At 71.7% G+C, this 21,723-nt stretch carries 17 protein-coding genes; 8 read left to right on the top strand and 9 right to left on the bottom strand.

Annotated features, from left to right (window positions below):
- Positions 1–231: 231 nt before the first annotated feature.
- A complete protein-coding gene (locus ACRX5W_RS05540) occupies positions 232–1,344 on the top strand; it encodes an Rv3235 family protein (protein WP_436786805.1) in 1,113 nt (370 codons plus the stop codon).
- Positions 1,345–1,564: 220 nt separating this feature from the next.
- On the opposite strand, the gene secA is transcribed toward ACRX5W_RS05540, so the two are convergent.
- Positions 1,565–4,330: a preprotein translocase subunit SecA gene (gene secA, locus ACRX5W_RS05535; protein WP_436786804.1), complete on the bottom strand. Its 2,766-nt coding sequence runs from the start codon at positions 4,328–4,330 to the stop codon at positions 1,565–1,567.
- A 138-nt stretch (positions 4,331–4,468) separates the two neighbouring features.
- On the opposite strand from secA, the gene ACRX5W_RS05530 reads away from it, so the two are divergent.
- Together ACRX5W_RS05530 and ACRX5W_RS05525 are read left to right on the top strand one after the other, a co-directional pair.
- Positions 4,469–5,029, top strand: a complete 561-nt coding sequence (locus ACRX5W_RS05530) for a GNAT family N-acetyltransferase (RefSeq protein WP_436786803.1) — start codon at positions 4,469–4,471, stop codon at positions 5,027–5,029.
- Between the two features lie 38 nt (positions 5,030–5,067).
- Positions 5,068–6,321, top strand: coding sequence for a winged helix-turn-helix domain-containing protein (locus tag ACRX5W_RS05525; RefSeq protein WP_436786802.1), 1,254 nt, complete (start codon positions 5,068–5,070; stop codon positions 6,319–6,321).
- 91 nt (positions 6,322–6,412) lie between these two features.
- Here ACRX5W_RS05525 and ACRX5W_RS05520 read toward each other — a convergent pair whose 3' ends face one another.
- The 7 genes from ACRX5W_RS05520 to mtnA all read right to left on the bottom strand — a co-directional run bounded on the left by ACRX5W_RS05520 (position 6,413) and on the right by mtnA (position 14,838).
- Positions 6,413–7,216 (bottom strand): response regulator, encoded by an 804-nt coding sequence (locus tag ACRX5W_RS05520; protein ID WP_436786801.1) that lies wholly within the window; start codon positions 7,214–7,216, stop codon positions 6,413–6,415.
- A 173-nt stretch (positions 7,217–7,389) separates the two neighbouring features.
- Positions 7,390–8,064 (bottom strand): ribosome hibernation-promoting factor, HPF/YfiA family, encoded by a 675-nt coding sequence (gene hpf, locus ACRX5W_RS05515; protein ID WP_436786800.1) that lies wholly within the window; start codon positions 8,062–8,064, stop codon positions 7,390–7,392.
- Positions 7,946–8,374: a ComF family protein gene (locus ACRX5W_RS05510; RefSeq protein ID WP_436787487.1), complete on the bottom strand. Its 429-nt coding sequence runs from the start codon at positions 8,372–8,374 to the stop codon at positions 7,946–7,948. The genes hpf and ACRX5W_RS05510 overlap by 119 nt, the downstream gene beginning before the upstream one ends.
- Positions 8,375–9,163: 789 nt before the next feature.
- The gene (locus ACRX5W_RS05505) at positions 9,164–10,999 is read right to left on the bottom strand and encodes an LpqB family beta-propeller domain-containing protein (protein WP_436786799.1); all 1,836 of its coding nucleotides are present in this window, start codon (positions 10,997–10,999) and stop codon (positions 9,164–9,166) included.
- A complete protein-coding gene (gene mtrB, locus ACRX5W_RS05500) occupies positions 10,999–12,840 on the bottom strand; it encodes an MtrAB system histidine kinase MtrB (protein ID WP_436787486.1) in 1,842 nt (613 codons plus the stop codon). Before mtrB ends, ACRX5W_RS05505 begins: the two co-directional genes overlap by 1 nt.
- 205 nt (positions 12,841–13,045) lie before the next feature.
- Entirely contained in the window at positions 13,046–13,732 is a 687-nt protein-coding gene (gene mtrA / locus ACRX5W_RS05495) for an MtrAB system response regulator MtrA (RefSeq protein WP_231773719.1), read from the bottom strand.
- Positions 13,729–14,838: an S-methyl-5-thioribose-1-phosphate isomerase gene (mtnA, locus tag ACRX5W_RS05490; RefSeq protein WP_436786798.1), complete on the bottom strand. Its 1,110-nt coding sequence runs from the start codon at positions 14,836–14,838 to the stop codon at positions 13,729–13,731. Before mtnA ends, mtrA begins: the two co-directional genes overlap by 4 nt.
- A gap of 191 nt (positions 14,839–15,029) precedes the next feature.
- Here mtnA and ACRX5W_RS05485 point away from each other — a divergent pair, with 191 nt between their 5' ends.
- The 5 genes from ACRX5W_RS05485 to ACRX5W_RS05465 all read left to right on the top strand — a co-directional run bounded on the left by ACRX5W_RS05485 (position 15,030) and on the right by ACRX5W_RS05465 (position 20,994).
- The gene (locus tag ACRX5W_RS05485) at positions 15,030–16,550 is read left to right on the top strand and encodes a hypothetical protein (protein ID WP_436786797.1); all 1,521 of its coding nucleotides are present in this window, start codon (positions 15,030–15,032) and stop codon (positions 16,548–16,550) included.
- Complete coding sequence (locus tag ACRX5W_RS05480; RefSeq protein WP_436786796.1) at positions 16,547–17,269, top strand: DUF4129 domain-containing protein; 723 nt, start codon at positions 16,547–16,549, stop codon at positions 17,267–17,269. Before ACRX5W_RS05485 ends, ACRX5W_RS05480 begins: the two co-directional genes overlap by 4 nt.
- A gap of 26 nt (positions 17,270–17,295) precedes the next feature.
- Positions 17,296–18,561 (top strand): DUF4350 domain-containing protein, encoded by a 1,266-nt coding sequence (locus ACRX5W_RS05475; RefSeq protein WP_436786795.1) that lies wholly within the window; start codon positions 17,296–17,298, stop codon positions 18,559–18,561.
- 119 nt (positions 18,562–18,680) lie between these two features.
- Positions 18,681–19,610, top strand: coding sequence for an AAA family ATPase (locus ACRX5W_RS05470; RefSeq protein WP_436787485.1), 930 nt, complete (start codon positions 18,681–18,683; stop codon positions 19,608–19,610).
- A gap of 88 nt (positions 19,611–19,698) precedes the next feature.
- Positions 19,699–20,994 carry a DUF58 domain-containing protein gene (locus ACRX5W_RS05465; RefSeq protein ID WP_436786794.1) on the top strand — a complete coding sequence of 432 codons (1,296 nt, stop codon included), beginning with the start codon at positions 19,699–19,701 and terminating at the stop codon, positions 20,992–20,994.
- A 78-nt stretch (positions 20,995–21,072) separates the two neighbouring features.
- Here the strand turns inward: ACRX5W_RS05465 and ACRX5W_RS05460 are convergent, their stop codons facing one another.
- Positions 21,073–21,624 carry a phosphotransferase-like protein gene (locus ACRX5W_RS05460; RefSeq protein ID WP_436786793.1) on the bottom strand — a complete coding sequence of 184 codons (552 nt, stop codon included), beginning with the start codon at positions 21,622–21,624 and terminating at the stop codon, positions 21,073–21,075.
- Positions 21,625–21,723: the final 99 nt, after the last annotated feature.

The raw sequence follows: 21,723 nt of genomic DNA, 5'->3' as shown, positions 1-21,723 counted from the left end.
AATCCGCAGGGGGGAATCAACGGTTTCGCCGGGTTTTGTCCCGGCGTACGCCCCGCGCACCACGGACGGCACGGACCGACATCGGGGCCAACCCGCTGTTTTGACTCCGCTGCGGCCCGCAGGGTAGCAAATGCCCCAAAGCGGCGCTCGGGGGGATGGCCGCGCGACGGGGGAAAACGCCGCACGCCCACTCCCCGGCCGAGCCCGCATTCAGCACAACGGGGAGGACCGATGGTCCAGCACAGCACCGAACCCGCCGACGCGGCGGACACCCGGACGGCACCGGCGGAACGCGGCGACGCCGCCCGATCGAAGCGCCCCGGGGAGACCGGCCGCACCGCACACGGACTCCGGCGGCCGTCGGAGGTCAGCCACAGCACCGACCGGCCGAGGCCCGCGACCGGCGGCGGCAGCGACCGCCGCGGCACGCGAACCGGCAACCACCATTCCGGCCGGCCGGACCCGTCGGCAAACCACGAACACACGATCACCGGCAACGGAATGCCGGCCCTCACCGACGACCGCGCGGCAGGCGAAGGCCGCGCCCCGCTCGGCGGCCGACGCGACGGGGAACCCGTGTCCGCCGACGGCGTGCCGACAGGCGGCTCGCCGCACGCAACTGCTCTCGGACGGGGCGCGCCGGGGCCGTGGAGTTCCTCCACATCCACGGCATCCGCCATCTCCCCAGTGCACCGCCCCACGTGGGACGCCCCCGCACAACCGGCCCACGACGCCGCGCGGGCGACCGTCGCACGGCTCGAACTCGTCCGCCCGCCCGCCGGAGTCACTGAGACGACGGGAACCGAGGAGATCGTGGCGGGCGAACCGCTCCCGCCGCTGCGCGTCTTGCGCGCGCCGCGGTGTGAACCGGACGACGAACCGGAGTCCGGCCCACCTGGCGCCACCGTCATCCCGTTCCCCACACGCCCGCCGGCGATGGAGCCGCCGTACCTGCGGCTGGTGGGCGCGCCCGCCCCGGCCACACCGCGCGAACCCGACCCGGCCGAAGCGCGCCGCCAAGTGCACCGGTTCGCCGTCGCACTGACCGAAGTCCTTTCCGGGGCGCGGCCGTTGCATCAACTCGGCGAACGCGTCCCGCACGAGGTGCGCGGACGCATCGCCCGGCTGCAACGAGAACTCGGCGCACGCGGCGTCGTCGGCGTCTCCCTCGTCGCCTCGAACGCGACCGCCCCCACCGACGACACCGCCGAGGGCTTCCTCCGCCTCCGCCTGAACGGCCCAGACCGCCACCAAGCCGTCGCAGTACGCCTCGACCGCACCACCCTGCGAGCACGCCCCGACCGCCCGCCCATCTGGATCTGCACGGCCCTGCGCTACCGCTGAGCTTGGCGCGCGACGGAATTCGACGCACCGCCGTAGGCACCCGCCCTGGGCGGCTTCGGGGCCCAGATCACAAGGGCCACCGCACCGACGCGAGCGGTGCGGTGGCCCTACGCGGACAAACCTGACACGTTGCCTGACCGATCACGCGGGGAGGCCGCTCAGGCAAGCCACGGCCGTGGCGCTGGTCGGCGCCGTGGCCGGGCCGCGCGCGGCCGTCCCGTCAGCGCTTCTTCTTGCGGGCCGCCCGCTGTGCGCGGCGGCGCTCCGCGCGGGTGCCGCCCTGCTGGACGGGGATCGCGTCCTCGTCGAGGTCTTCCTCGGTCGTCACGACGCCCCCCTCGCCGTCGACGGTCGGGGCGCTGTAGGAGAGGTGGGTCGGCCGCTGCGGTGTCTCCAGGCCCTTGGCCTGGATCTGCGGCATCGGCTGGGCCTTGTCGACGGAGATGGTCGGGGCCTCCGGGACCTGCTCGATCTGCACCTCGACGTTGAAGAGGTAGCCGACCGACTCCTCCTTGATGCCCTCCATCATCGCGTTGAACATGTCGAAGCCCTCGCGCTGGTACTCGACCAGCGGGTCACGCTGCGCCATCGCCCGCAGGCCGATGCCTTCCTGCAGGTAGTCCATCTCGTACAGGTGCTCGCGCCAGCGGCGGTCGAGGACCGACAGCACGACGCGGCGTTCGAGCTCGCGCATGACCTCGGCGCCCAGCTTCTCCTCGCGCTCGTCGTACGACGCCTGCGCGTCGGCCTGGAGCTGCTCGGTGAGGATGTCGGCGTCGAGCCCCGCACGGTCGCCGGCTTCCTCCTCAAGCTCCTCGATGGTGAGGCTGACCGGGTAAAGCTGCTTGAGGTTGGTCCACAGCTTCTCGAGGTCCCACTCCTCGGCGAAGCCCTCGGTGGCGCCGGCGACGTACGCGGTGATCGTGTCGTCGATGAAGTGCCGCACCTGCTCGTGCAGGTCCTCGCCGTCGAGGACGCGGCGGCGCTCGCCGTAGATGACCTCGCGCTGCCGGTTGAGAACCTCGTCGTACTTGAGGACGTTCTTGCGGATCTCGAAGTTCTGCTGCTCGACCTGCGTCTGTGCCGACTTGATGGCGTTGGAGACCATCTTCGACTCGATCGGGACGTCCTCGGGGATGCCGCTCATCGTCAGGACGCGCTCGACGATGTTGGCCTTGAACAGGCGCATCAGGTCGTCGCCGAGGGACAGGTAGAACCGCGACTCGCCGGGGTCGCCCTGACGGCCGGAACGGCCGCGGAGCTGGTTGTCGATGCGGCGCGACTCGTGGCGCTCGGTGCCGAGGACGTACAGGCCGCCGAGCGCGGTGACCTCCTCGTGTTCGGCCTTGACCGCCTTCTTGGCCTTCTCCAACGCGTCCGGCCACGCCCGCTCGTACTCCTCCGGAGTGTCGACCGGGGTGAGGCCGCGCTGCGCGAGCTCTGCGGAGGCGAGGTGGTCGGGGTTGCCGCCGAGCATGATGTCGGTGCCGCGGCCCGCCATGTTGGTCGCCACCGTCACGGCGCCCTTGCGGCCGGCCTGGGCGACGATCTGTGCCTCGCGCTCGTGGTGCTTCGCGTTGAGCACCTCGTGCGGGATGCCGCGCTTGCGGAGCTGGTTCGAGAGGTATTCGGACTTCTCGACGCTCGTCGTGCCGACCAGGACCGGCTGGCCCTTCTCGTGCTTCTCCACGATGTCGTCGACCACCGCGGCGAACTTCGCCTCCTCGGTCTTGTAGACGAGGTCGGACTGGTCGATGCGCTGCACGTTGCGGTGCGTCGGGATCGGCACGACGCCGAGCTTGTAGATCTGGTGGAACTCGGCCGCCTCGGTCATGGCCGTACCGGTCATGCCGCCGAGCTTGTCGTAGAGGCGGAAGAAGTTCTGGAGGGTGATCGTGGCGAGGGTCTGGTTCTCGTCCTTGATGTCCACCCCCTCCTTCGCCTCGATCGCCTGGTGCATGCCCTCGTTGTAGCGGCGGCCCGCGAGGATGCGGCCGGTGTGCTCGTCGACGATCAGGACCTCGCCGTCGACGACGACGTACTCCTTGTCGCGCTTGTACAGCTCCTTGGCCTTGATCGCGTTGTTGAGGTAGCCGACCAGCGGCGTGTTGACGGCCTCGTAGAGGTTGTCGATGCCCAGGTAGTCCTCGACGCGCGCGACGCCGGACTCCAGGATGCCGACCGTGCGCTTCTTCTCGTCGACCTCGTAGTCGCCGACCGGCGTCGACCCGTCGGTGGTCGGCTCGGCGCGCTTGAGGCGTGTCACCAGCTTGGCGAAGTCGGCGTACCACTTGGTGGCCTGGTCGGCCGGGCCGGAGATGATCAGCGGCGTACGGGCCTCGTCGATGAGGATCGAGTCGACCTCGTCGACCACCGCGAAGAAGTGGCCGCGCTGGACCAGCTCCTCCTGGCTCCACGCCATGTTGTCGCGCAGGTAGTCGAAGCCGAACTCGTTGTTGGTGCCGTACGTGATGTCGCAGTTGTAGGCCTTGCGGCGCTCGTGCGGCGGCATGTTCGCGAGGATGCAGCCGACCTCCAGGCCGAGGAAGCGGTGCACCCGGCCCATCCACTCCGAGTCGCGCTCGGCGAGGTAGTCGTTGACCGTGACCACGTGCACGCCCTTGCCGGCGAGCGCGTTGAGGTACGCCGGCAGCGTCGACACCAGGGTCTTGCCCTCACCGGTGCGCATCTCGGCGATGTTGCCCAGGTGCAGCGCCGCCCCGCCCATGAGCTGCACCTTGTAGTGGCGTTGGCCGAGCGTGCGGCGCGCTGCCTCGCGGACCGTCGCGAAGGCCTCGGGGAGGAGGTCGTCGAGCGTCTCGCCGTCGGCGTACCGCTCCTTGTACTCGTCGGTCAGCGCGCGCAGCTCGGCGTCCGAGAGGTCGGTGAAGTCCTCTTCGATGGAGTCGACCTGATCCGCGATGCGGTTGAGCTTGCGCAGGATCTTGCCCTCGCCGGCGCGCAGGACCTTGTCGAAGATGGACACGCTGTGTGAGCTCCTTGCCGAGCGGCGCCCGCCTCGCCTCTGCGAAACGGCACGGCGGGGCCCGTCCCACCGATGGAGCCATGGTATGCGAGGACGCAAGCGACGGGGAGGCACGCGCGCAGGGGCACAATGTGGGCCATGGAACCCGTCGAGATCGCCGCCGGCAAGTATCAGCTTCGCCCGTGGACCCTGGCGGACATCGACGCCGCCCGGGTGGCGCTGGGCGACCCGGAGATCCGGCGCTGGCGTGCACCGAGCCCGCCCGGCGACGAGACGCGCGCCGATCCGCACGCGTGGCTGGAGCGCCGGGTCGGGTTCTGGGCCGAGGGCCACCACGCGTGCTTCATCGTCATGGACGCGGTGACCGGGGACGTCCTCGGCGACGTCAGCGTGCAGCACATCGACGAGGCGATGGCCTGCGCCGAGGTCGGCTACTGGGTGATGCCGCACGCGCGCGGCTCCGGGGTCGCGACGCACGCCGTGGACACAGCGACCCGCTGGGCCTTCGGCGCGCTCGGTCTGCACCGCGTCTCCCTCGCGCACGCGGTCGCCAATACGGCGTCCTGTGCGGTCGCCCGCCGCTGCGGATTTGCACTCGAAGGCGTGATGCGGGAGGCCTTTCCGTCCCCGGACGGCGGCTTCCTCGACGAACACCTGCACGCCCGACTCGCCACGGACCCGCCCGTCCCGGTGCGCTGACCCCTCTTTTTGCGAACGTTTGTTCTATCGTGCTGCCCATGAGCCCTCTGCCCTCGCCCGTCCACACCCTCACCGCCGACGACGCACGGCGCGTCATCCTGCGTGCTCAAGGGGTCCTCGGGGCCCAGGAGCGACGGGCCGGCGTGTACGGCGTGCTCGGCCGGCTCGGCGCCGTGCAGTTGGACACCATCTCGACGCTGGCCCGCTCGCACGAACTCGTTCCGTACGCGCGCCTGGGCGCGGTCGGCCGGGCCGCGGTGGAGGACGCGTACTGGGCCGGTGACGCCGCGTTCGAGTACTGGTCGCACGCCGCGTGTGTGCTGCCGCTGTCGTCGTGGCCCCACTTCGCGTTCCGCAGGCGCCACTTCCGCAGCCTCGGACACGTGTGGGGACAACACGTGTCCGAGGACGCCTACAGCGCCGTCTTGGAACGGCTGCGCGCCGAGGGGCCGATGACCGCGACGGAACTCGGCGGCGCAAAGAACAAGGGCGAGTGGTGGGACTGGAGTGACACCAAGATCGCCGTCGAACGCGCACTGGCGTTCGGAGACGTGGTCTGTGTCCGGCGGAAGGGCTGGAAGCGGGTCTACGACCTCGCCGAGCGCGCCGTCCCCGCCGACCTGTTCGCTCGCGAGCCGGACGACGACGCCTGCATCCGCGCACTCGTCACCCTGGCCGGGCGCCAGCTCGGCGTCGCGACCACCGCCGACCTGATGGACCAGTACCGCCTCACCCGGGCCCAGGTCGAGGCGGCACTGCCGAAAACGCCGCTCGTGCCGGTCGCGGTGGAAGGGTGGGGCGATGTGCCGGGCCGCCGGAAGGCGGTCGGGGCGAGGCGCGCGGCATCCGCCGGTACGCCGCCGGTCGCCGCGTGGGCGCATCCCACCGAGCTCGCGAACGCGCCCAAGGGCCGCCACCGCACGACGCTGCTGTCGCCGTTCGACTCGCTGGTGTGGGACCGACCGCGCACCGCACGGGTTTTCGGCTTCCACCACCGCCTCGAAGCGTATGTGCCGAAGGCCAAGCGCGAGCACGGATACTTCGTCATGCCGCTGCTCGCGGGCGGACGCCTGCTCGGCCGCGTCGACCCGGCCCGCGAAGGACGCACGCTGGTCGCGCGGCAACTGTCGTTCGAAGTCCCGCACGGGACAGCGCGGGTCGCGGAACGGACCTTGGATGCCATGGCCGTCGCACTGCGCGAGGCGGCGACGTGGGTGGGCTGCGACACCGTGCGGCTGGAGAAGGTCCTTCCGGACACGGCCAAGGCCCCGCTGGCCGCGCTGCTCTCCTGAGAGCCCACGGTCCGCGCGGTCACAGACTCGGTCGGCCGGGTCGGTCACAGAACGGGGGCCGTTGAGCGCACCGCCCGAACCCCCGGAGCGGTCAGTGGATTTCGAGGATCTTCTCGCGCACCGCGTACACCACCGCCTCCATCCGGGAGTGCAGTTGCAGCTTCTCCAGGATGTTGCGGACGTGGTTCTTCACGGTGTTCTCGCTGATGAACAGGATCTTTGCTATGTCGCGGTTGTTCTTGCCGGTCGCGACGAGCCGCAGGACCTCGATCTCCCGGTCGGTCAGACGCGGCGCGGGCACCAGGCGGCGTTCGTCGTCACGCTGGATCATCGACTTGAACTCGGTGAGCAGCTTGGCCGCCATCGACGGGCTGATCTGCGACTGCCCGTCAGCGACCGCCCGGATGGCGGTGGCCACTTCGTCAGTCGATATCTCCTTGAGGAGGTAGCCGGTCGCACCGGCCTTGATGGCGTCGTACAAGTCGGCTTCGTCGTCGCTCATCGTCAGCATGATGATGCGTGCGCTGGGGGCGACCTCCTTGATCGCGGTGCACGCCTCGATGCCGCCGCGACGGGGCATCCGGACGTCGAGCAGCACGATGTCGGGCAGCAGGTCCTGGGCCGCCTCGACCGCCTCCGCGCCGTCGCCGGCCTCGCCGACGACCTCGATGTCCGGCTCCGCAGCCAGGACGATCTCCAGACCGCGCCGGAACAGCGCGTGGTCGTCGACCACGAGAACCCGGATCGGCTCGTCCTGCGGGGAGCCTTGCGGTCCGGGCTGCGCGGGCACCTGGCGTCCTCCCACCGTGTCCTCCCCCTCGGTAGGCCCCGTGCCGGCCGGCCCCTCAGGCGACCGGTCGGCACGCTGCGTATCCGGCCCAGCATTGCACGTCATGGCTGCGGCCGTACTCCCCCTCACGCTCTTTTGCCGCGCTTCGAGGCCGAAGGGCACCACGCAACCCGGTCGGGAGGGCCACCGAACCACTCGACCACCACGCGGCCCGCCGCCTCGCATCGTCCGAGGCGGCGGGCCGCGCATGCACATCACCTGCTCACAGGCTCACCGGTTCAGGTTTCGGCCGTCCCCAGGGCGGTGTCCGCGCCCTCGGGACTCAGGTGGATGACGCCGTAGTCGTAGCCTCGGCGCCGGTAGACGACGCTGGGCAGCGCGGAGTCCTTGTCCACGAACAGATAGAAGTCGTGCCCCACGAGCTCCATCTCGTAGAGCGCCTGGTCAAGCGTCATCGGCGGGGCGGTGTGGACCTTCTCGCGGACGACCAGCGGGCCGTCGCCGTCGACCTGGATCGACCCCTCCATGCGCTTGGCCGGCGCCTGCTCCTGTAGGTCCTCCGCCGCGGCCACCGCGGCGCCGCCGAGTCGCGTGCTGCCGTTGAGCTCGGTCGTCACCTCTCCGAGGGACTTGGGGGCGTGGTGCCCCCGGTGGATGCGCCGCCGGTCGGCTGCCTTGCGCAGCTGCGCCTCCAGCTTCGACATCGCGATGTCGAGCGCGGCGTACGGATCCGTGGCAGCCGCCTCGGCCCGGACCACCGGCCCCTTGCTCCGCAGCGTGATCTCCACGCGATCCGAACGGTCCGCGAGCCGGGGGTTGCGTTCCTTGGACACCTCAAGGTCGACGCTGATCACCCTGCCGTCGAGCTTGCGGATCTTGTCCAGCTTCTCGACGCTGTGTTTGCGGAACCGCTCGGGCACATCTGTCTTGCGGCCCTTGACGACAATGTCCACGCAGAACTCCATCCCTTGCGCCTTGCCGGTGGGCGGTCCGCCCGTCCGGCCGAGCTGGTCGTCCACCTCGCGTCCGAAGCGCGGGAGAGATGGGAAACGGGGACCGGGCGGGACCCCGTTCCGAGCGGCGTGGGGTCGCGGCCACCACGGCCGCTCCGCTCACCTTCCCGCCTCCGGAGGCGACCGCTCTGGTTGCCTCCGCGAGACTCGCTCCGGTGGTCACGAGATCGTCGACGATCACCACACTAATGCCCCGGTATAGGGGTGCCAACCAGCACGGAACACGGAAAGCACCGGTGACGTTCGCCATGCGTTCATCCGCGGTCAACCCGGATTGGTCGGCCACCGAGCGGGAATGACGCAAGGCTCTCATTGCGCGGACCGGCACTCCTTGGCGCCGCAGCTCGACCGCGGCGCGCAAGGCGAGCGCCCACGTCGCGTCCCGACCTCGCTCGCGCACCGACCGCCGCGCCGACGGCACAGGCACCAGGACCAGCGGGCGCGGCGGGTCGGCGCCGGGCACGCGGTGGCCCGTCGCAGCCGCGACCGCGCGCACCGAGGCGGCGAGCGCCACGGCGAGCGGACGCGTCACCGCGCGGACACCGTGTTCCTTGTGGGCGATGAGCAACGACCGGACCGGGTCGTCGTACACCGCCGCCCCGAACACCGGCGGCAGACCGGGCGGTGACGGGTCGGGGCGCACCCGGCGCGGCGGTCGCCGCAGGTGGGCGCGGCAGGCGGGACACACCGCGGCCCCGGCGGCGCCGCAGCCCGAGCACCGGGTCGGCAGCACGAGATCGGCCCACGTGTCGACGAGCCGGCGCAGAGGCCGGGCCGGGGGCGGTCGCTCGGGGCGATGATCGTGCCGCATGGCTCCACAGTGCGGCACGCGCCGGTCCTCCGGGCTGTTTTTGCGGGGATCGCGCGCGATTCAATCCGATCGTGTAAAGGCCCGGGGCATCGAACACCCGTACGAGCGAATCCTCCGCAGGCCGGTGCCTTGGTCGGGAGGACCGTCCAGGACGCCGACACCGGGACCTCCCGCCACGCCGCGCGGCCGACCCGTCCCGGCCACCGCGTGCGCGCGGGCGCGCGTCGGTCAGCCCGGGTAGATGGGGAAGCTGCCCTGCACCAACTGCTTCCAGGTGTCTCCCGGCATCAGCCGGTAGATCTGGCCGCCGTCGCCGTCCGCGAGGAGAGGTTCGTCCGCCTTGTTGGGGGCCGCGATGTGGCTGATGCCCGGGACGGTCGCCACCGGCACCACGTTGCTGCCGTCGATGTTGACCAACTGCGGTTGCAGTGCGCCCTCTTCCTGGCGACCGAGGACGAGGAGACGCGAAGCTCCGTTCCATGAGAGCGACTTCGCCTCGGAGAGATTGAGCATGACCGGCCGGACGTCGCTGATCGTGACCATACCCACCTGGCGTTCGTCGACGTTGCGGGAGACACGTCCGATGAGCACCCGCATGTCGTCCGGTCCCGGTCCGGCGACGAGCATCGCCGCGCGCGTACCGTCCGGTGAGATGCGGAAGTCGGTGATCCAGCCGCCGTTCAGGTCGTTCACCTGGGCGACGATCTTGGTCGGGGTGTCCAGCCACACGATCGTGCCGGTCTGCGGGCCCGGACCGCCCGGGTTGCTGACCTCCAGCGCCCAAAGGCCGCCTCGGCCGTCCCAGGTCAGGCTGGTGAAGTGGTGTCCGGGGGCGGCCGTCGCGCGTTTGTCGGGTTCGGCGGTGCTGTCGAGCCCGCCGACGTACACGTTCGCTTCACTCTGGTCGATGGCCGCGATGCGGCGGCGCTCGCGGTCGACGGCGAACGCGTTCACCGGCAGCGACCCGTCGCCGAACCGGCCGGCCACCGGGCCCTCGCCGAGCGCGCCGGGGGCCTCGCCGGCGGCGAGGCGGTAGATGCTGTTGCTGCTGCGGTAGTACGCGACCAGGTCGGACGGGCCCAGGCGCGTCGGGTCGTACTCCTCGGCCTGCTCCATCCGCACGCTGCACAGCGCCGAGCCGCGGTGTGCGGCCAGTTCGACGGAGTCGACGTTGGAGATCTGGTCGAGCGCGTACGCCACCTGCGCGGCCATCTCCTCGCAGACCGACCGCGGCACCTCCTTGGCCTCGTCGCTGAGGCGGAGGCTGACGTTGCCGCCGTCGTCGATCGTCACCGTGCGGTCGAGCAGCGTCGTCCGCGGCGGGAAGCTCGACCGGACGGCCGGGGCGAGCCACTGGGTGGGGCCGTGCAGCAGCTCCTCGACCAACCGCGTCGCCAGCGCGTCGCGTGTGCGCAGGTAGATCGGGTCGGGCACGAGGATCCGCTCGGTGCCGGGGTCGGGGACGGCGTACCAGTACATGTTCACGGAGGTGAAGATGCGCTGGAACTCCGCGAGCGAGAGCACGAGCCCGTTGGGCAGCTCGGCGATGCGCCACTGCCCGTCGTTGTTCTTGCGCAGCACGAACGCGTCGCTGACCGTCGTCGGTGACGGCGTGAAGACGTTGTCCTCGTCGACGTCGGCGACCTGCGTGCCGGTGACCCGCACGACCGTCGCCGGCGTGTCCGACGTCGTCTGCTGGGGTTGCCCGGTCTCCACGAGCGGCGCGTTTTCGAGGACCTTGATGCCGCCCTTGGGATTCCATGTGGCCGAGGCGTCCGGGGTCAGGTATTGGCGGGCGGTCTGGTAGTCGGCCTCGTCGCTGGTCACCGCCTCCAGGAAGCCCTCGACGACGGAACTCGGCTCCCAACCGGGCTGCGGCGGCACGCCGAAGACGCGCACCTGTTGCTCGTCCGCGGCCCCGGCCGCCTCGTCGCGGGGAACGTCCTGCACTTTGCCGCTGCTGGGCATCGACGCGCAGGCGGCGGCCAGCAGCGCGAGGACGACCGCGGCAGCGAGGGCGCGTACCGACCGCAAGACGCGGTGGCCGAAGGGCTCCGTGCGCATCACCGGCCCCCGCCTTCCTTGCTTTTGTACGTCTTGTTGTACGACGCCGGTCCCAGCCGTTCCGCCGCGCTTCCGCCCCCCGGCGCGGTCTTCGGCCCCTCCGAGCCCGGCCCGGCCGACGGCGGCTCGTCGCGCCGCGTGCTGCGCCGGTAGGGCGTGCCGGCCAGGTTCAGCCCGCGGTTCGCCCGCGAGTCGGGGGGCTCCAGCGGCAGCGGCGCGCGGACGAGTTCGCCGCCCGCGACGCGCGGCAGTGTGAGCCGGAACTGCGAGCCGCCGCCCGGCTCGCCCCACGCTTGCAGCCACCCGCCGTGCAGGTGGGCGTCCTCCAGCGCGATCGACAGCCCGAGCCCGGTGCCGCCGGTCGTCCGCGCCCGCGCCGGGTCCGCGCGCCAGAACCGGTTGAACACCAGCGACGATTCGCCCGGCTTGAGCCCGACGCCGTAGTCGCGCACGGTCACCGCCACCGCGTTGTCGTTGACGCCGACGTGCACGACCACGTCGCGCCCCTCGCCGTGCTCGACGGCGTTGACGACGAGGTTGCGCAGGACGCGGTCGATGCGCCGGGGGTCGGCCTGTGCGACACAGGGCCGGCCGGGGTCGCGGACGACGATGCGTCCGCCGCGCCGCTCGGCCAGCGGCTCTGCGGCGTCCACAACCCGCGCCACCAGGTCGCGCAGGTCGATCGACTCGGCGTCGAGGACGGCGGCGCCGGCGTCGAAGCGGCTGATTTCCAGCAGGTCCGAGAGCAGGGCCTCGAAGCGGTCCAGTTGCGTCTGCAGCAGCTCCGCCGACCGGGACACCGCGGGGTCGAACCGGTCACGCGCCTCGTACAGCAGGTCGGCTGCCATCCGCACGGTGGTGAGCGGCGTGCGCAGTTCATGGGAGACGTCCGAGACGAACCGCCGCTGCATGCGCGAGAGGTCCTCAAGCTGCCGGATCTTGTTCTGGAGCGTGGAGGCCATCTTGTTGAACGACGAGCCGAGCCGCGCGAGGTCGTCCTCGCCGGTGGGCCGCATGCGCTCCTCCAGTCGGCCGGCGGCCAGGCGCTCGGCGATGCGCGCGGCCATCCGCACGGGGGTCACCACCTGCCGGGTGACCAGCGCGGCGATCGCGACCAGGAGAAGTACGAGGAAGACCCCGGCGGTCGCGAGCGTGCCGCGCACCAGTCCGAGTGTCTTCTCCTCCGGCGTGAACGGGAAGAAGTAGAAGAGCTGGTAGCGGCCCCCGGCCGGGTCGGGCAGCTCGGCGCCGACGACGACGCCGGGCGTGCTGCTCCGGTCGCCGCCGTCCGCCTCCCGGACGATCTCGGTGAACTGGTAGGCCGCCCCCGACCGGTTGCGGATCTCGGTGCGCAGCTCGCGCGGCACACTCAGGTCGGCGAGCACGTTGCCGGACGAGCGCGGGCCGTACCCGGCGTTGTTCATCGGCAGGCCGTCGGCGGTGATGGGGCTGAGGACCGCGACGTCGTACTGGCCCTTGCCGCCACTCGCGAGCTGGTCGACCAGCGACGTCAGCCAGTCCTTGACGTCGCTGCCGCCGGCCGGGCCGGACTGCGGCGTGGACCTGGTGGTCTCGGTGGCGAGCGTCTGGGCCTGGGTCCGGGCGACCTGGAATCCGCCCTGGGCCTGCGCGGTGGCGCCGGCCACCTTGGCGTCGAGAAGGCCGCCTTGGACCTGGCCGACGACGATGACGCCGAGAAGGATCATCACGGTCGCGGACAGCACCAGAGTGCTGGAGACGACCCGGAACTGGATCGACCGCCGCCACAGGGTCACGACCCGGCCGATACCACCGCGTACGCGGCGCAGGGCGAGCGTCCACACCGACCAGCCGCGCCGCACCGGTGACGGTGTCGGCGACGAAGCGCCGCCGCTCACGGCGACGGGCGGCTCGGGTGCCTTTGCGGTGTCGCCGGATTCCGTCCCCGCGGCCTCCCGGGCAGCGTCGCGGGCCGCTTCGCGCGCCGATTTCCGGTACGCGCCGAACCGGTCCGGGAACCGTCCCCCGGACCCCTGGCCCGGGTCGGGACGGCGGTCGTCCACCACGTCAGGCTGGGCCGGCCTTGTAGCCGACTCCGCGTACGGTCACCACGATCTCGGGCCGCTCCGGGTCGCGCTCGATCTTCGAGCGCAGCCGCTGCACGTGCACGTTGACCAGCCGCGTGTCCGCAGCGTGCCGGTAACCCCACACCTGTTCGAGCAGCACCTCCCGGGTGAACACCTGCCAGGGCTTGCGGGCCAGCGCCACCAGCAGATCGAATTCGAGCGGCGTGAGCGCGATGTTGCGCCCCTCGCGCTTGACCGAGTGCCCGGCGACGTCGATGACCAGGTCGCCTATGACCAGGTGCTCCGGCGTCGGCTCCTCGGCCCGGCGCAGACGCGCGCGCACGCGGGCGACCAGCTCCTTGGGCTTGAACGGCTTGATCACATAGTCGTCGGCACCCGACTCCAGGCCCACGACGACATCGACCGTGTCGCTCTTCGCGGTGAGCATGACGATCGGCACGCCCGACTCGGCGCGGATCTGCCGACACACGTCGATGCCGTCGCGTCCGGGCAGCATCAGGTCGAGCAGCACCAGATCCGGTTTGACCTCGCGGAACACCTGAAGCGCTTTGTCGCCGTCTGCCACGAACGACGGCTCGAAACCTTCGCCGCGAAGCACGATGCCGAGCATCTCGGACAGCGCGGTGTCGTCGTCGACGATGAGGACACGTCCTTTCATAGACATCATCGTCGCATTACCGGATCGTGACCTGCACTCATCCGAGCAATCGCGATCGCATTCACCGGTGACAAAACACCGGATTCGGTAACAATCGCTGTGATCAGTTGGGGTGGAGTCACATCGAACGCCGGGTTGTACACCGCGCTCCCGGCCGGCGCGAGCGGCACACCGGACATTTCGGTGACCTCGCCTCCGTCGCGCTGCTCCACTACGATGTCGCCGCCGCCCGGCGTCCCGGTGTCGACGGTGCTGAGCGGCGCCACCACCACGAACGGCACCCCGTGGTGGTGGGCCAGGACCGCCAGCGGATAGGTGCCGACCTTGTTCGCCGTCGCACCGTCCGCGGCGATCCGGTCCGCGCCGACCACGACCAGATCGACTTCGCCGGCGGCGAACAGCGAACCCGCCGCGCTGTCCGGCAGCACCGCGTACGGCATGCCCGTGCGGGCCGCCTCGTACGCGGTCAACCGCGCGCCCTGCAGCAGCGGACGTGTCTCGTCCACCCAAAGCTGACCGAGCCGCCCCGCCCGGTGCAGGTCGCGCACCACCGCGAGCGCGGTACCCACCCCTCCGGACACCAGCGCCCCCGCATTGCAGTGCGTCAGCACCTTCAACGGGCGTTCCGGATCTCCCAGCCCGCTCGCGAAGCGCGCGCCGTGCGCCGCCATCGCCTCGCTGGCCCGCGCGTCCTCCTCGTGGACCGCCCGCGCCTCACGCAACACCGCCGACGCGTCACCGCCCGACTCGCGCCACACCGCCAGTGCCCGGCGGGCACCCCACGCGAGATTCACCGCGGTGGGCCGCGCGTGCGCAAGCTGCTCCGCCGCGGCCTCCACGTCGTCGCCGCGGGCCGCCGCCAGCGCCACCCCGTACGCCCCGACCAGCCCGAGCACCGGCGCCCCGCGCACCACCAGCCGCTGGACCGCGTCGACAAGGGTCGGCACGTCGCTGCACACGAGCCTCACCTCCTCGGCGGGCAGCCGCGTCTGGTCGAGCAGGACGACGGCGGGGCCGTGGCCGTACGCGGTCGGCACGTCGTCGAGCCAATACGCCGGGCGCGGCAACCACGCGTCGTCCGGCAAGCCGTGGGGGGAATCGAGGACGTTGTCCATGCCACGAGTCTGCCCGCCCCCGCGGGCCGCCGCGTCGGCGGCTGCCACTGCGGGCGCCCCGCAGTGCCCGGGCGGCGCCGCAATGCGGACAAGCCGCACGTGCGAGGCCCGCAATGCGGGAGTCGATCATCAAGCGCGGGCAAAAACATGCCACGATTGACCGCCACGATGAGGAACGAGGAGCGACTTCGATGACGGACTCTCCGGGCTGGGCCGCGCCCGACGCGCCGGGGCCCGACGACCCGCGGCGGTCCCCGCGGTCGCCCGCCGAAGCGGCGGCGTCGGAGGAAGAGGCCGACCGCACGCACGACGCGCGGAACGAATCGGGCCAGGAACCGGGCACGGACGCCGGACCGCCCCCCGAGGAAGGTCCGGAGGCACCCGGCGGCGAGGCCTCGAAGGCCCCCTCCTCCTCGACGGCGCCGGGCCCCTCGGCCCAACCCGCCGACGAACCCGCACACGAACCCGCAGGCGGCTCCGAGTCGGCGCCTCAAGCAGAGCCCGAACCGGCCGCCGAGCCACAGACACCGGACACCCCGGCCGCCCCGGCCGCCGGAGCCACCGGCAACGACGCCCCGCCGTCGACGCCGCCCGGCTGGTCACCCGCGCAGCCGCCTGCCGCGCCGGGCGGATGGGGCGCCCCCGGCGGATGGGGTCCGCCCGGCGGCGGCCCGACACCCCCGCCCGCACCCGGTTGGGGAGCGCCCCAGGGCTCCGGCTCCCACGGATGGGGCGCGCCGAGCGGCTGGCGGGGGCCGTACCTGCCCGCGAAGAAACCCGGCATCATCCCGCTGCGGCCCCTCGGCGTCGGCGAACTGCTCGACGGTGCGGTGGCCGCGATGCGCACCCACTGGAAGGTGATGATCGGCCTTTCGCTGGTCGTCGCACTGATCACCCAGGCGATCGTCGTGCCGATCCAGTGGGCGATGCTGCGCAACGTCGACACCGCGGTGCTCGACGAGTCCGACCCCGACACCGACGAACTCCTCGACGCGCTCGTGCCGATCTTCGGCTCCAGCGCCGTCCTGCTGGTCGTCATGCTGCTCGGGCAGCTCATCATCACCGGCATCCTGACCCTCGTGGTCAGCCGCGCGGTGCTCGGCAAGGAGATGACACTCGGTCAGGCCTGGTCCGGCACGAGGCCGTTGCTGCTGCGACTGCTCGGCACGTCGATCCTGACGTTCGTCATCCCCGCACTGCTGTTCCTCGCCTGCCTCGTCCCCGGCCTGCTCCTGGCCATCATCGCGGGCGAAGTCGGCGGGGCGCTTCTCATCCTCGGCATCCTCGGCGGTGCCGTACTCGCCGTCTACGCCTACGTCCTCCTCCAACTCGCCAGCCCCGCGCTGATCCTCGAAAAGCAGACCGTGCGCAAGGCCCTGCTCCGGTCCCGCAAGCTGGTGACCGGGAGTTGGTGGCGCGTCCTGGGCATCACGCTTCTCATCGGGCTGCTGACCACGATCATCAGCAGCATCGTGCAGCTGCCGTTCGTCTTCGCGACCGGCGTCTCGCAGTTCGGCGCGGTCGTCCCCGACTCCTTCACGGACGCGGTCATCGTCGGCGTGGGCACCGTGCTCTCGTACGGCCTCACGTTCCCGTTCAGCGCCGCCGCGCTCGTACTGCTGTACATCGACCAGCGCATGCGCCGCGAAGCCCTCGACCTCGAACTCGCCCGCGCTGCCGGTCTCGTGCCCGACGACGCCGCGGCCTCGTGACGGCAGCCGCGGCCGCCTCCGTCGCCCCGGCACTCGCCGGGTACGCCGCCGCGACGCCGCCGCCGGAACCACCGCCGGTGGAGATCGGCCGTGACCCCGCCCGCGAGGCCGCGCGCGACGAACTCTCGCGGCAGATCTACCACCAGGACGACCCCTCGGTGTTCACCCGGCTCTTCGATTGGCTCGCCGACCGCTTCGGCGAACTCCTCGACCGCGCGACCTCCGTCGCGCCCGGCGGAGCGTACGGGCTCACCCTCCTGCTGGTCCTGGTCATCGGCCTGCTGATCGTGCTGCGCCTCAAACTCGGCCCGCTGCGCGTCGCCGCCCCGAGCCGCCGCGACGGGCTCTTCGCCGCCGAATCCCCGCGCACCGCGGCCGAGTACCGCGCCTCGGCCGACGCCCACGCCGCGCGGGGAGCGTGGGACGCCGCGGTCCAGGACCGGCTGCGGGCCATCGTCCGCGCCCTGGAGGAACGCGCGATCCTCGACGAACGCCCGGGCCGCACCGCCGACGAGGCCGCCGCCGAAGCGGGCACCCGACTGCCCACGCTCTCCTCGCCGCTGGTGACCGCCGCCCTGATGTTCGACGACGTCCGGTACGGCGGCCGCCCCGGCACCGAGGACATGGATCACGCACTGCGCGACCTCGACCGCCGCTGCGCCACAACGCGTCCCGCCCACGAACCCGCAGCCCCCGTCGCCGACCGGACACCGCGATGAACACGACACCGCCGGCAGAACCGGTCATGACCGCGAACAAACAGGACCACCAACCCACTTCGCCCGCCCCGGCGCCGTCCCGAGGCACATCCGGCCCGACCTCGACCAGCCCCGACGCCGCCGCCATCTGGCGCGCCGTGCGCGGCCCCCTCCTCCTCGCCGCGCTGATCATCCTCGTCGTCTCCGCCACCGTCCTGGTCACCGGAGGCCGCGACCGCGGCGAACTCGACCCCCGCGGCGTCGACCCGGCGGGCTCCCGCGCCCTCGCCGAACTCCTGCGCCGCGAAGGCGTCGACGTCGTCCTCGCCGGTACCGGCGAAGCAGCGCGCCTCGCCGTCGAGGCCGACCCCGGGCGCACCACTCTGCTTGTGCCGTTTCCCGAACGCCTGACCGACGAGCAGATGGCCGCCGTCGCCGTGATGCGGCCCGCCCGCACCGTGCTCATCGGCCCCGGCGACGCGACCCTGGCGACCTTCGGACTCGACGTCCGCGACGCCGGCGACGCCGACATCACGGACCTCGAACCACTGTGCGACCTGCCTGCGGCAATGCGCGCCGGCAACGCGGACCTGGGCGGCACCGGATACCGTACGAACGTCCCCGGCGCGGCCCGCTGCTACCCCGCCGACGGATCACCGTCACTCGTCGTCGTGCCCCGCGACCCGCCTGGGACCGATGACGCCGTGCTGCTCGGCACCGGAACACCCCTGCGCAACGACCGCCTGGACGACCGCGGCAACGCCTCCCTGAGCATGCAACTCCTCGGCACGCACCCGACGTTGGTCTGGTACCTCCCCGACGGCAGCGACACCGGCGACGAAGGGCTGCTCGAACTGCTGCCCAAGGGCTGGCGCTTCGGGACCCTCCAACTCGGCATCGCCGTCGTCCTGTTCGCCCTCTACCGCGCCAGGCGCCTCGGCCCGGTCGTCACCGAACCGCTGCCCGTCGTCGTCCGCGCCACCGAAACAGCCGAAGGCCGCGCACGGCTCTACCACCGAGGCCATGCCGTCGACCGCGCCGCCGACCAACTCCGCGCCGCCGCACGGACGCGGATCACCGCACGACTCGGCCTCACCCCGGGCCCGGCTCCGGAGCCCGGCGAGGGCACCGCCGCCGAGGTCACACCCGCACACCTCGTCGACGCGGTCTGCACACGCACCGGCCGCTCCCCGGCGGACATACACCACCTCCTGTACGGTGCCGTCCCGGAAGACGAGAACGGCCTCGTCGCCTTGGCCGACCACCTCGACCAGCTCGAAGAACGCGTCAAGACAGGGGAACGCCAGCCGTGACCGGACCGGTCCACACCCAGCCCTCCGCCTCCGGCCCGTCCGGGCACGACCACGGCGGCGCCACCGCGGCCGACACGGCCAAGAAGCCACCGGTCGACGGCGCGGCGGCGCGTACCTCCATGGAGGCCCTGCGCGGCGAGGTCGCCAAGGTCGTCGTCGGCCAGGACTCCGTCGTCTCCGGCCTCGTCATCGCCCTGCTGTGCCGCGGCCACGTCCTCCTCGAAGGCGTGCCCGGCGTCGCCAAGACCCTCCTGGTCCGCACGCTCGCCCGCGCACTCGACCTGAAGTCCACACGCGTCCAGTTCACCCCCGACCTCATGCCGGGCGACGTCACCGGCTCGATGGTCTACGACGCACGCACCGCGGAATTCTCGTTCCGCGAAGGGCCTGTCTTCACCAACCTCATGCTCGCGGACGAGATCAACCGCACACCGCCCAAGACCCAGGCCTCGCTGCTCGAAGCCATGGAGGAGCGCCAGGTCTCCGTCGACGGAGTGCCGCGCCCGCTGCCCGACCCCTTCCTCGTCGCGGCGACCCAGAACCCCGTCGAGTACGAGGGCACCTATCCGCTGCCCGAGGCCCAACTCGACCGGTTTCTTCTGAAGTTGACCGTGTCGCTACCCGGCCGCGACGAGGAGATCGACGTCCTGCGTCGCCACGCGGGCGGCTTCGACCCGCGCGACCTCGGTGCCGCCGGCGTACGCCCCGTCGCCGGGCCCGCCGAACTCGCCGCCGGGCGAAAGGCCGTGGCCGAGCTCCGCGTCGAACCCGACGTACTCGCCTACGTCGTCGACATCGTGCGCGCCACCCGGACCTCGCCGTCCCTGCAACTCGGCGTCTCCCCCCGAGGCGCCACCGCGCTCCTGAACACCGCACGGGCCTGGGCCTGGCTCTCCGGGCGGGACTACATGACACCGGACGACGTCAAAGCCCTCGCGAAACCGACGCTCCGCCACCGCGTCCAACTGCGCCCCGAAGCCGAACTGGAAGGCGTCACCGCCGACGCGGTCGTCGACACCGTCCTGGCCTCGGTGCCGGTCCCGCGTTGACACCCCCGGCTCCCCCCGCCCCGCCCGCACTCCGCGGGGGCCCGGCTCCGCCCCGGCCCGCACGCCGGAATCTCCTGGGAGGTTCCCGATGACCCTCACCGGGAGGACCGCGCTGCTCGCGGCCCTCGGCGCGCTCGTCGTCGGCCTGCTGATCCCGTCGTGGACCGGCGTCCTGGCCGTCGCAGCCCTGATCGCGATCGCCGTGGCCGTCGACCTGTCCCTCGCCGGATCCGTGCGCTCCCTGGTCTTCACCCGATCAGGCGATACGACGGTCCGCCTCGGCGAAACCGCCCAGGTTCACCTGACCGTGCTGAACCCCACTCCGCGAAGCGTCAACGGCATGCTCCGCGACGCCTGGCCGCCCAGCGCGGGCACACGTTCGCAACGCCACGACCTCGCCGTACCGGCCGGCGAACGCCGCCGCGTGACCACCCACCTCGTGCCCACCCGCCGCGGAGACCGCCCGGCCCACCGGATCACCGTGCGCTCCCTCGGCCCGCTCGGCCTCGCCGGCCGCCAGGGCTCGCACAGCGTCCCCTGGTCGGTACGCGTCCTTCCGGCCTTCCCCAGTCGCCGCCTCCTGCCCTCGAAGCTCGAACGCCTCCGCGAACTCGACGGACGATCCGCCGTCCTGACCCGCGGACGCGGCACCGAATTCGACTCCCTGCGCGAATACGTCCCCGGCGACGACGTCCGATCGATCGACTGGCGAGCCACCGCCCGCAGCCAGAACGTCGTCGTCCGCACCTGGCGCCCCGAACGCGACCGGCACATCCTCATCGTGCTCGACACCGGGCGCACCTCGGCCGGCCGCATCGCCGACGCCCCGCGCCTGGACGCCTCCATGGACGCCGCACTGCTCCTCACCGCCGTCGCCGCCCGCGCCGGGGACCGTGTCGATTTCCTCGCCCACGATCGCCGCGTCCGCACCGAGGTACGCGGCGCGTCACGCACCACGGTGCTGCCGTCGTTCGTCCAGGCCATGGCCCCCCTGGAACCGGCACTCGTCGAATCCGACGCGCCGCACCTCGTGGCCGAGATCATCCGCCGCGCGAAACGTCGGTCGCTGGTCGTGTTGCTCACCGGCCTGGACGCGGAAGCCGTACGCGAAGGCCTCCTGCCCGTCCTTCCGCAACTCACGAACCGCCACGAAGTCGTCGTCGCCGCGGTCGCCGACCCCGCGCTGACCGCCATGGCAGCCGGGCGCGGCACCGCGGAAGCCGTCTACGCCGCCGCCGCGGCCGAACGCGAACTCCACGAACGCCGAACGACCTCCGCCGAGTTGCGACGCCACGGCGTCACCGTGGTCGACGCACCCCCCGGCGACCTGGCATCCCAGCTCACCGACACGTACCTGGCCCTCAAACTCGCCGGCCGCCTCTGACGACACACAAGACGTCCCGAGGCCCTCCACCACCAGAAAGCGCACTGATTCCCGGTACGGTTCGGCCCGACTCCCGGCTCAGCTCACCACACGGGCCTCGTGCAGCCTCGCGAGAATCACGTCGACGGTCTCGGCAGACGACCACTCCGAGGTGTCCAGCCACAGCCCTCGGCGGGGTGTCTCTCCCCGCAGGACCGCGTCCAGGCCGTCGACCGTCCAGCCGCCCTCCGAGTATCCGGACTTGATGCGCCCGGCTTCCCGCACAGCCACCACTTCGGGACGCGGCGCCAAAACCACCACGTGAACAGGACGCACGGAAAGAAACTCCAGGTACGCGTCGAGGTAATCCCCGAGGATGACGTCCTGCACGACGACCGTCCAGCCCGCCTCGGCATAAACGCCGACTGCCGCTGCGGAAGCCCGATAACGCAGGCGCAACTGCGCATCGGCTTCCGCGTCTTCACCCGGGTTCTTCTCGACGCGCCCGGAGACCACCATGCGCCGGAAGACATCTCCACGCACGTGGACAGAGCGCGGAAACCGCTCCGCGAGCAATTGGGCCACCGTTGACTTCCCCGAAGCCATGATCCCGGTGATCACGACAACCGAGGGTCCGGAAGCATGCTGCATGGCACAACAGCCTGCCCGAACACTTCCCGGAAATGCAAAAGAGGCTTCTCCCGAAAGGGAGAAGCCTCTTCCACACAATAATTCCGGCGGCGTCCTACT

The sequence above is a fragment of the Yinghuangia sp. YIM S10712 genome (assembly GCF_051388935.1).
Taxonomy (GTDB): Bacteria; Actinomycetota; Actinomycetes; order Streptomycetales; family Streptomycetaceae; genus Yinghuangia.
The sequence above is the reverse complement of the archived record's forward strand: the minus strand, read 5'-3'. Positions and strand labels throughout refer to the sequence as shown.

Coding starts and splice junctions, on each gene's coding strand:
- ACRX5W_RS05540 (WP_436786805.1), top strand. CDS start 232: ATGGTCCAGCACAGCACCGAACCCGCCGACGCGGCGGACACCCGGACG.
- ACRX5W_RS05530 (WP_436786803.1), top strand. CDS start 4,469: ATGGAACCCGTCGAGATCGCCGCCGGCAAGTATCAGCTTCGCCCGTGG.
- ACRX5W_RS05525 (WP_436786802.1), top strand. CDS start 5,068: ATGAGCCCTCTGCCCTCGCCCGTCCACACCCTCACCGCCGACGACGCA.
- ACRX5W_RS05520 (WP_436786801.1), bottom strand. CDS start 7,216: ATGACGTGCAATGCTGGGCCGGATACGCAGCGTGCCGACCGGTCGCCT.
- ACRX5W_RS05510 (WP_436787487.1), bottom strand. CDS start 8,374: ATGGCGAACGTCACCGGTGCTTTCCGTGTTCCGTGCTGGTTGGCACCC.
- ACRX5W_RS05505 (WP_436786799.1), bottom strand. CDS start 10,999: ATGCGCACGGAGCCCTTCGGCCACCGCGTCTTGCGGTCGGTACGCGCC.
- mtrA (WP_231773719.1), bottom strand. CDS start 13,732: ATGATGTCTATGAAAGGACGTGTCCTCATCGTCGACGACGACACCGCG.
- mtnA (WP_436786798.1), bottom strand. CDS start 14,838: ATGGACAACGTCCTCGATTCCCCCCACGGCTTGCCGGACGACGCGTGG.
- ACRX5W_RS05485 (WP_436786797.1), top strand. CDS start 15,030: ATGACGGACTCTCCGGGCTGGGCCGCGCCCGACGCGCCGGGGCCCGAC.
- ACRX5W_RS05475 (WP_436786795.1), top strand. CDS start 17,296: ATGACCGCGAACAAACAGGACCACCAACCCACTTCGCCCGCCCCGGCG.
- ACRX5W_RS05470 (WP_436787485.1), top strand. CDS start 18,681: ATGGAGGCCCTGCGCGGCGAGGTCGCCAAGGTCGTCGTCGGCCAGGAC.
- ACRX5W_RS05465 (WP_436786794.1), top strand. CDS start 19,699: ATGACCCTCACCGGGAGGACCGCGCTGCTCGCGGCCCTCGGCGCGCTC.
- ACRX5W_RS05460 (WP_436786793.1), bottom strand. CDS start 21,624: ATGCAGCATGCTTCCGGACCCTCGGTTGTCGTGATCACCGGGATCATG.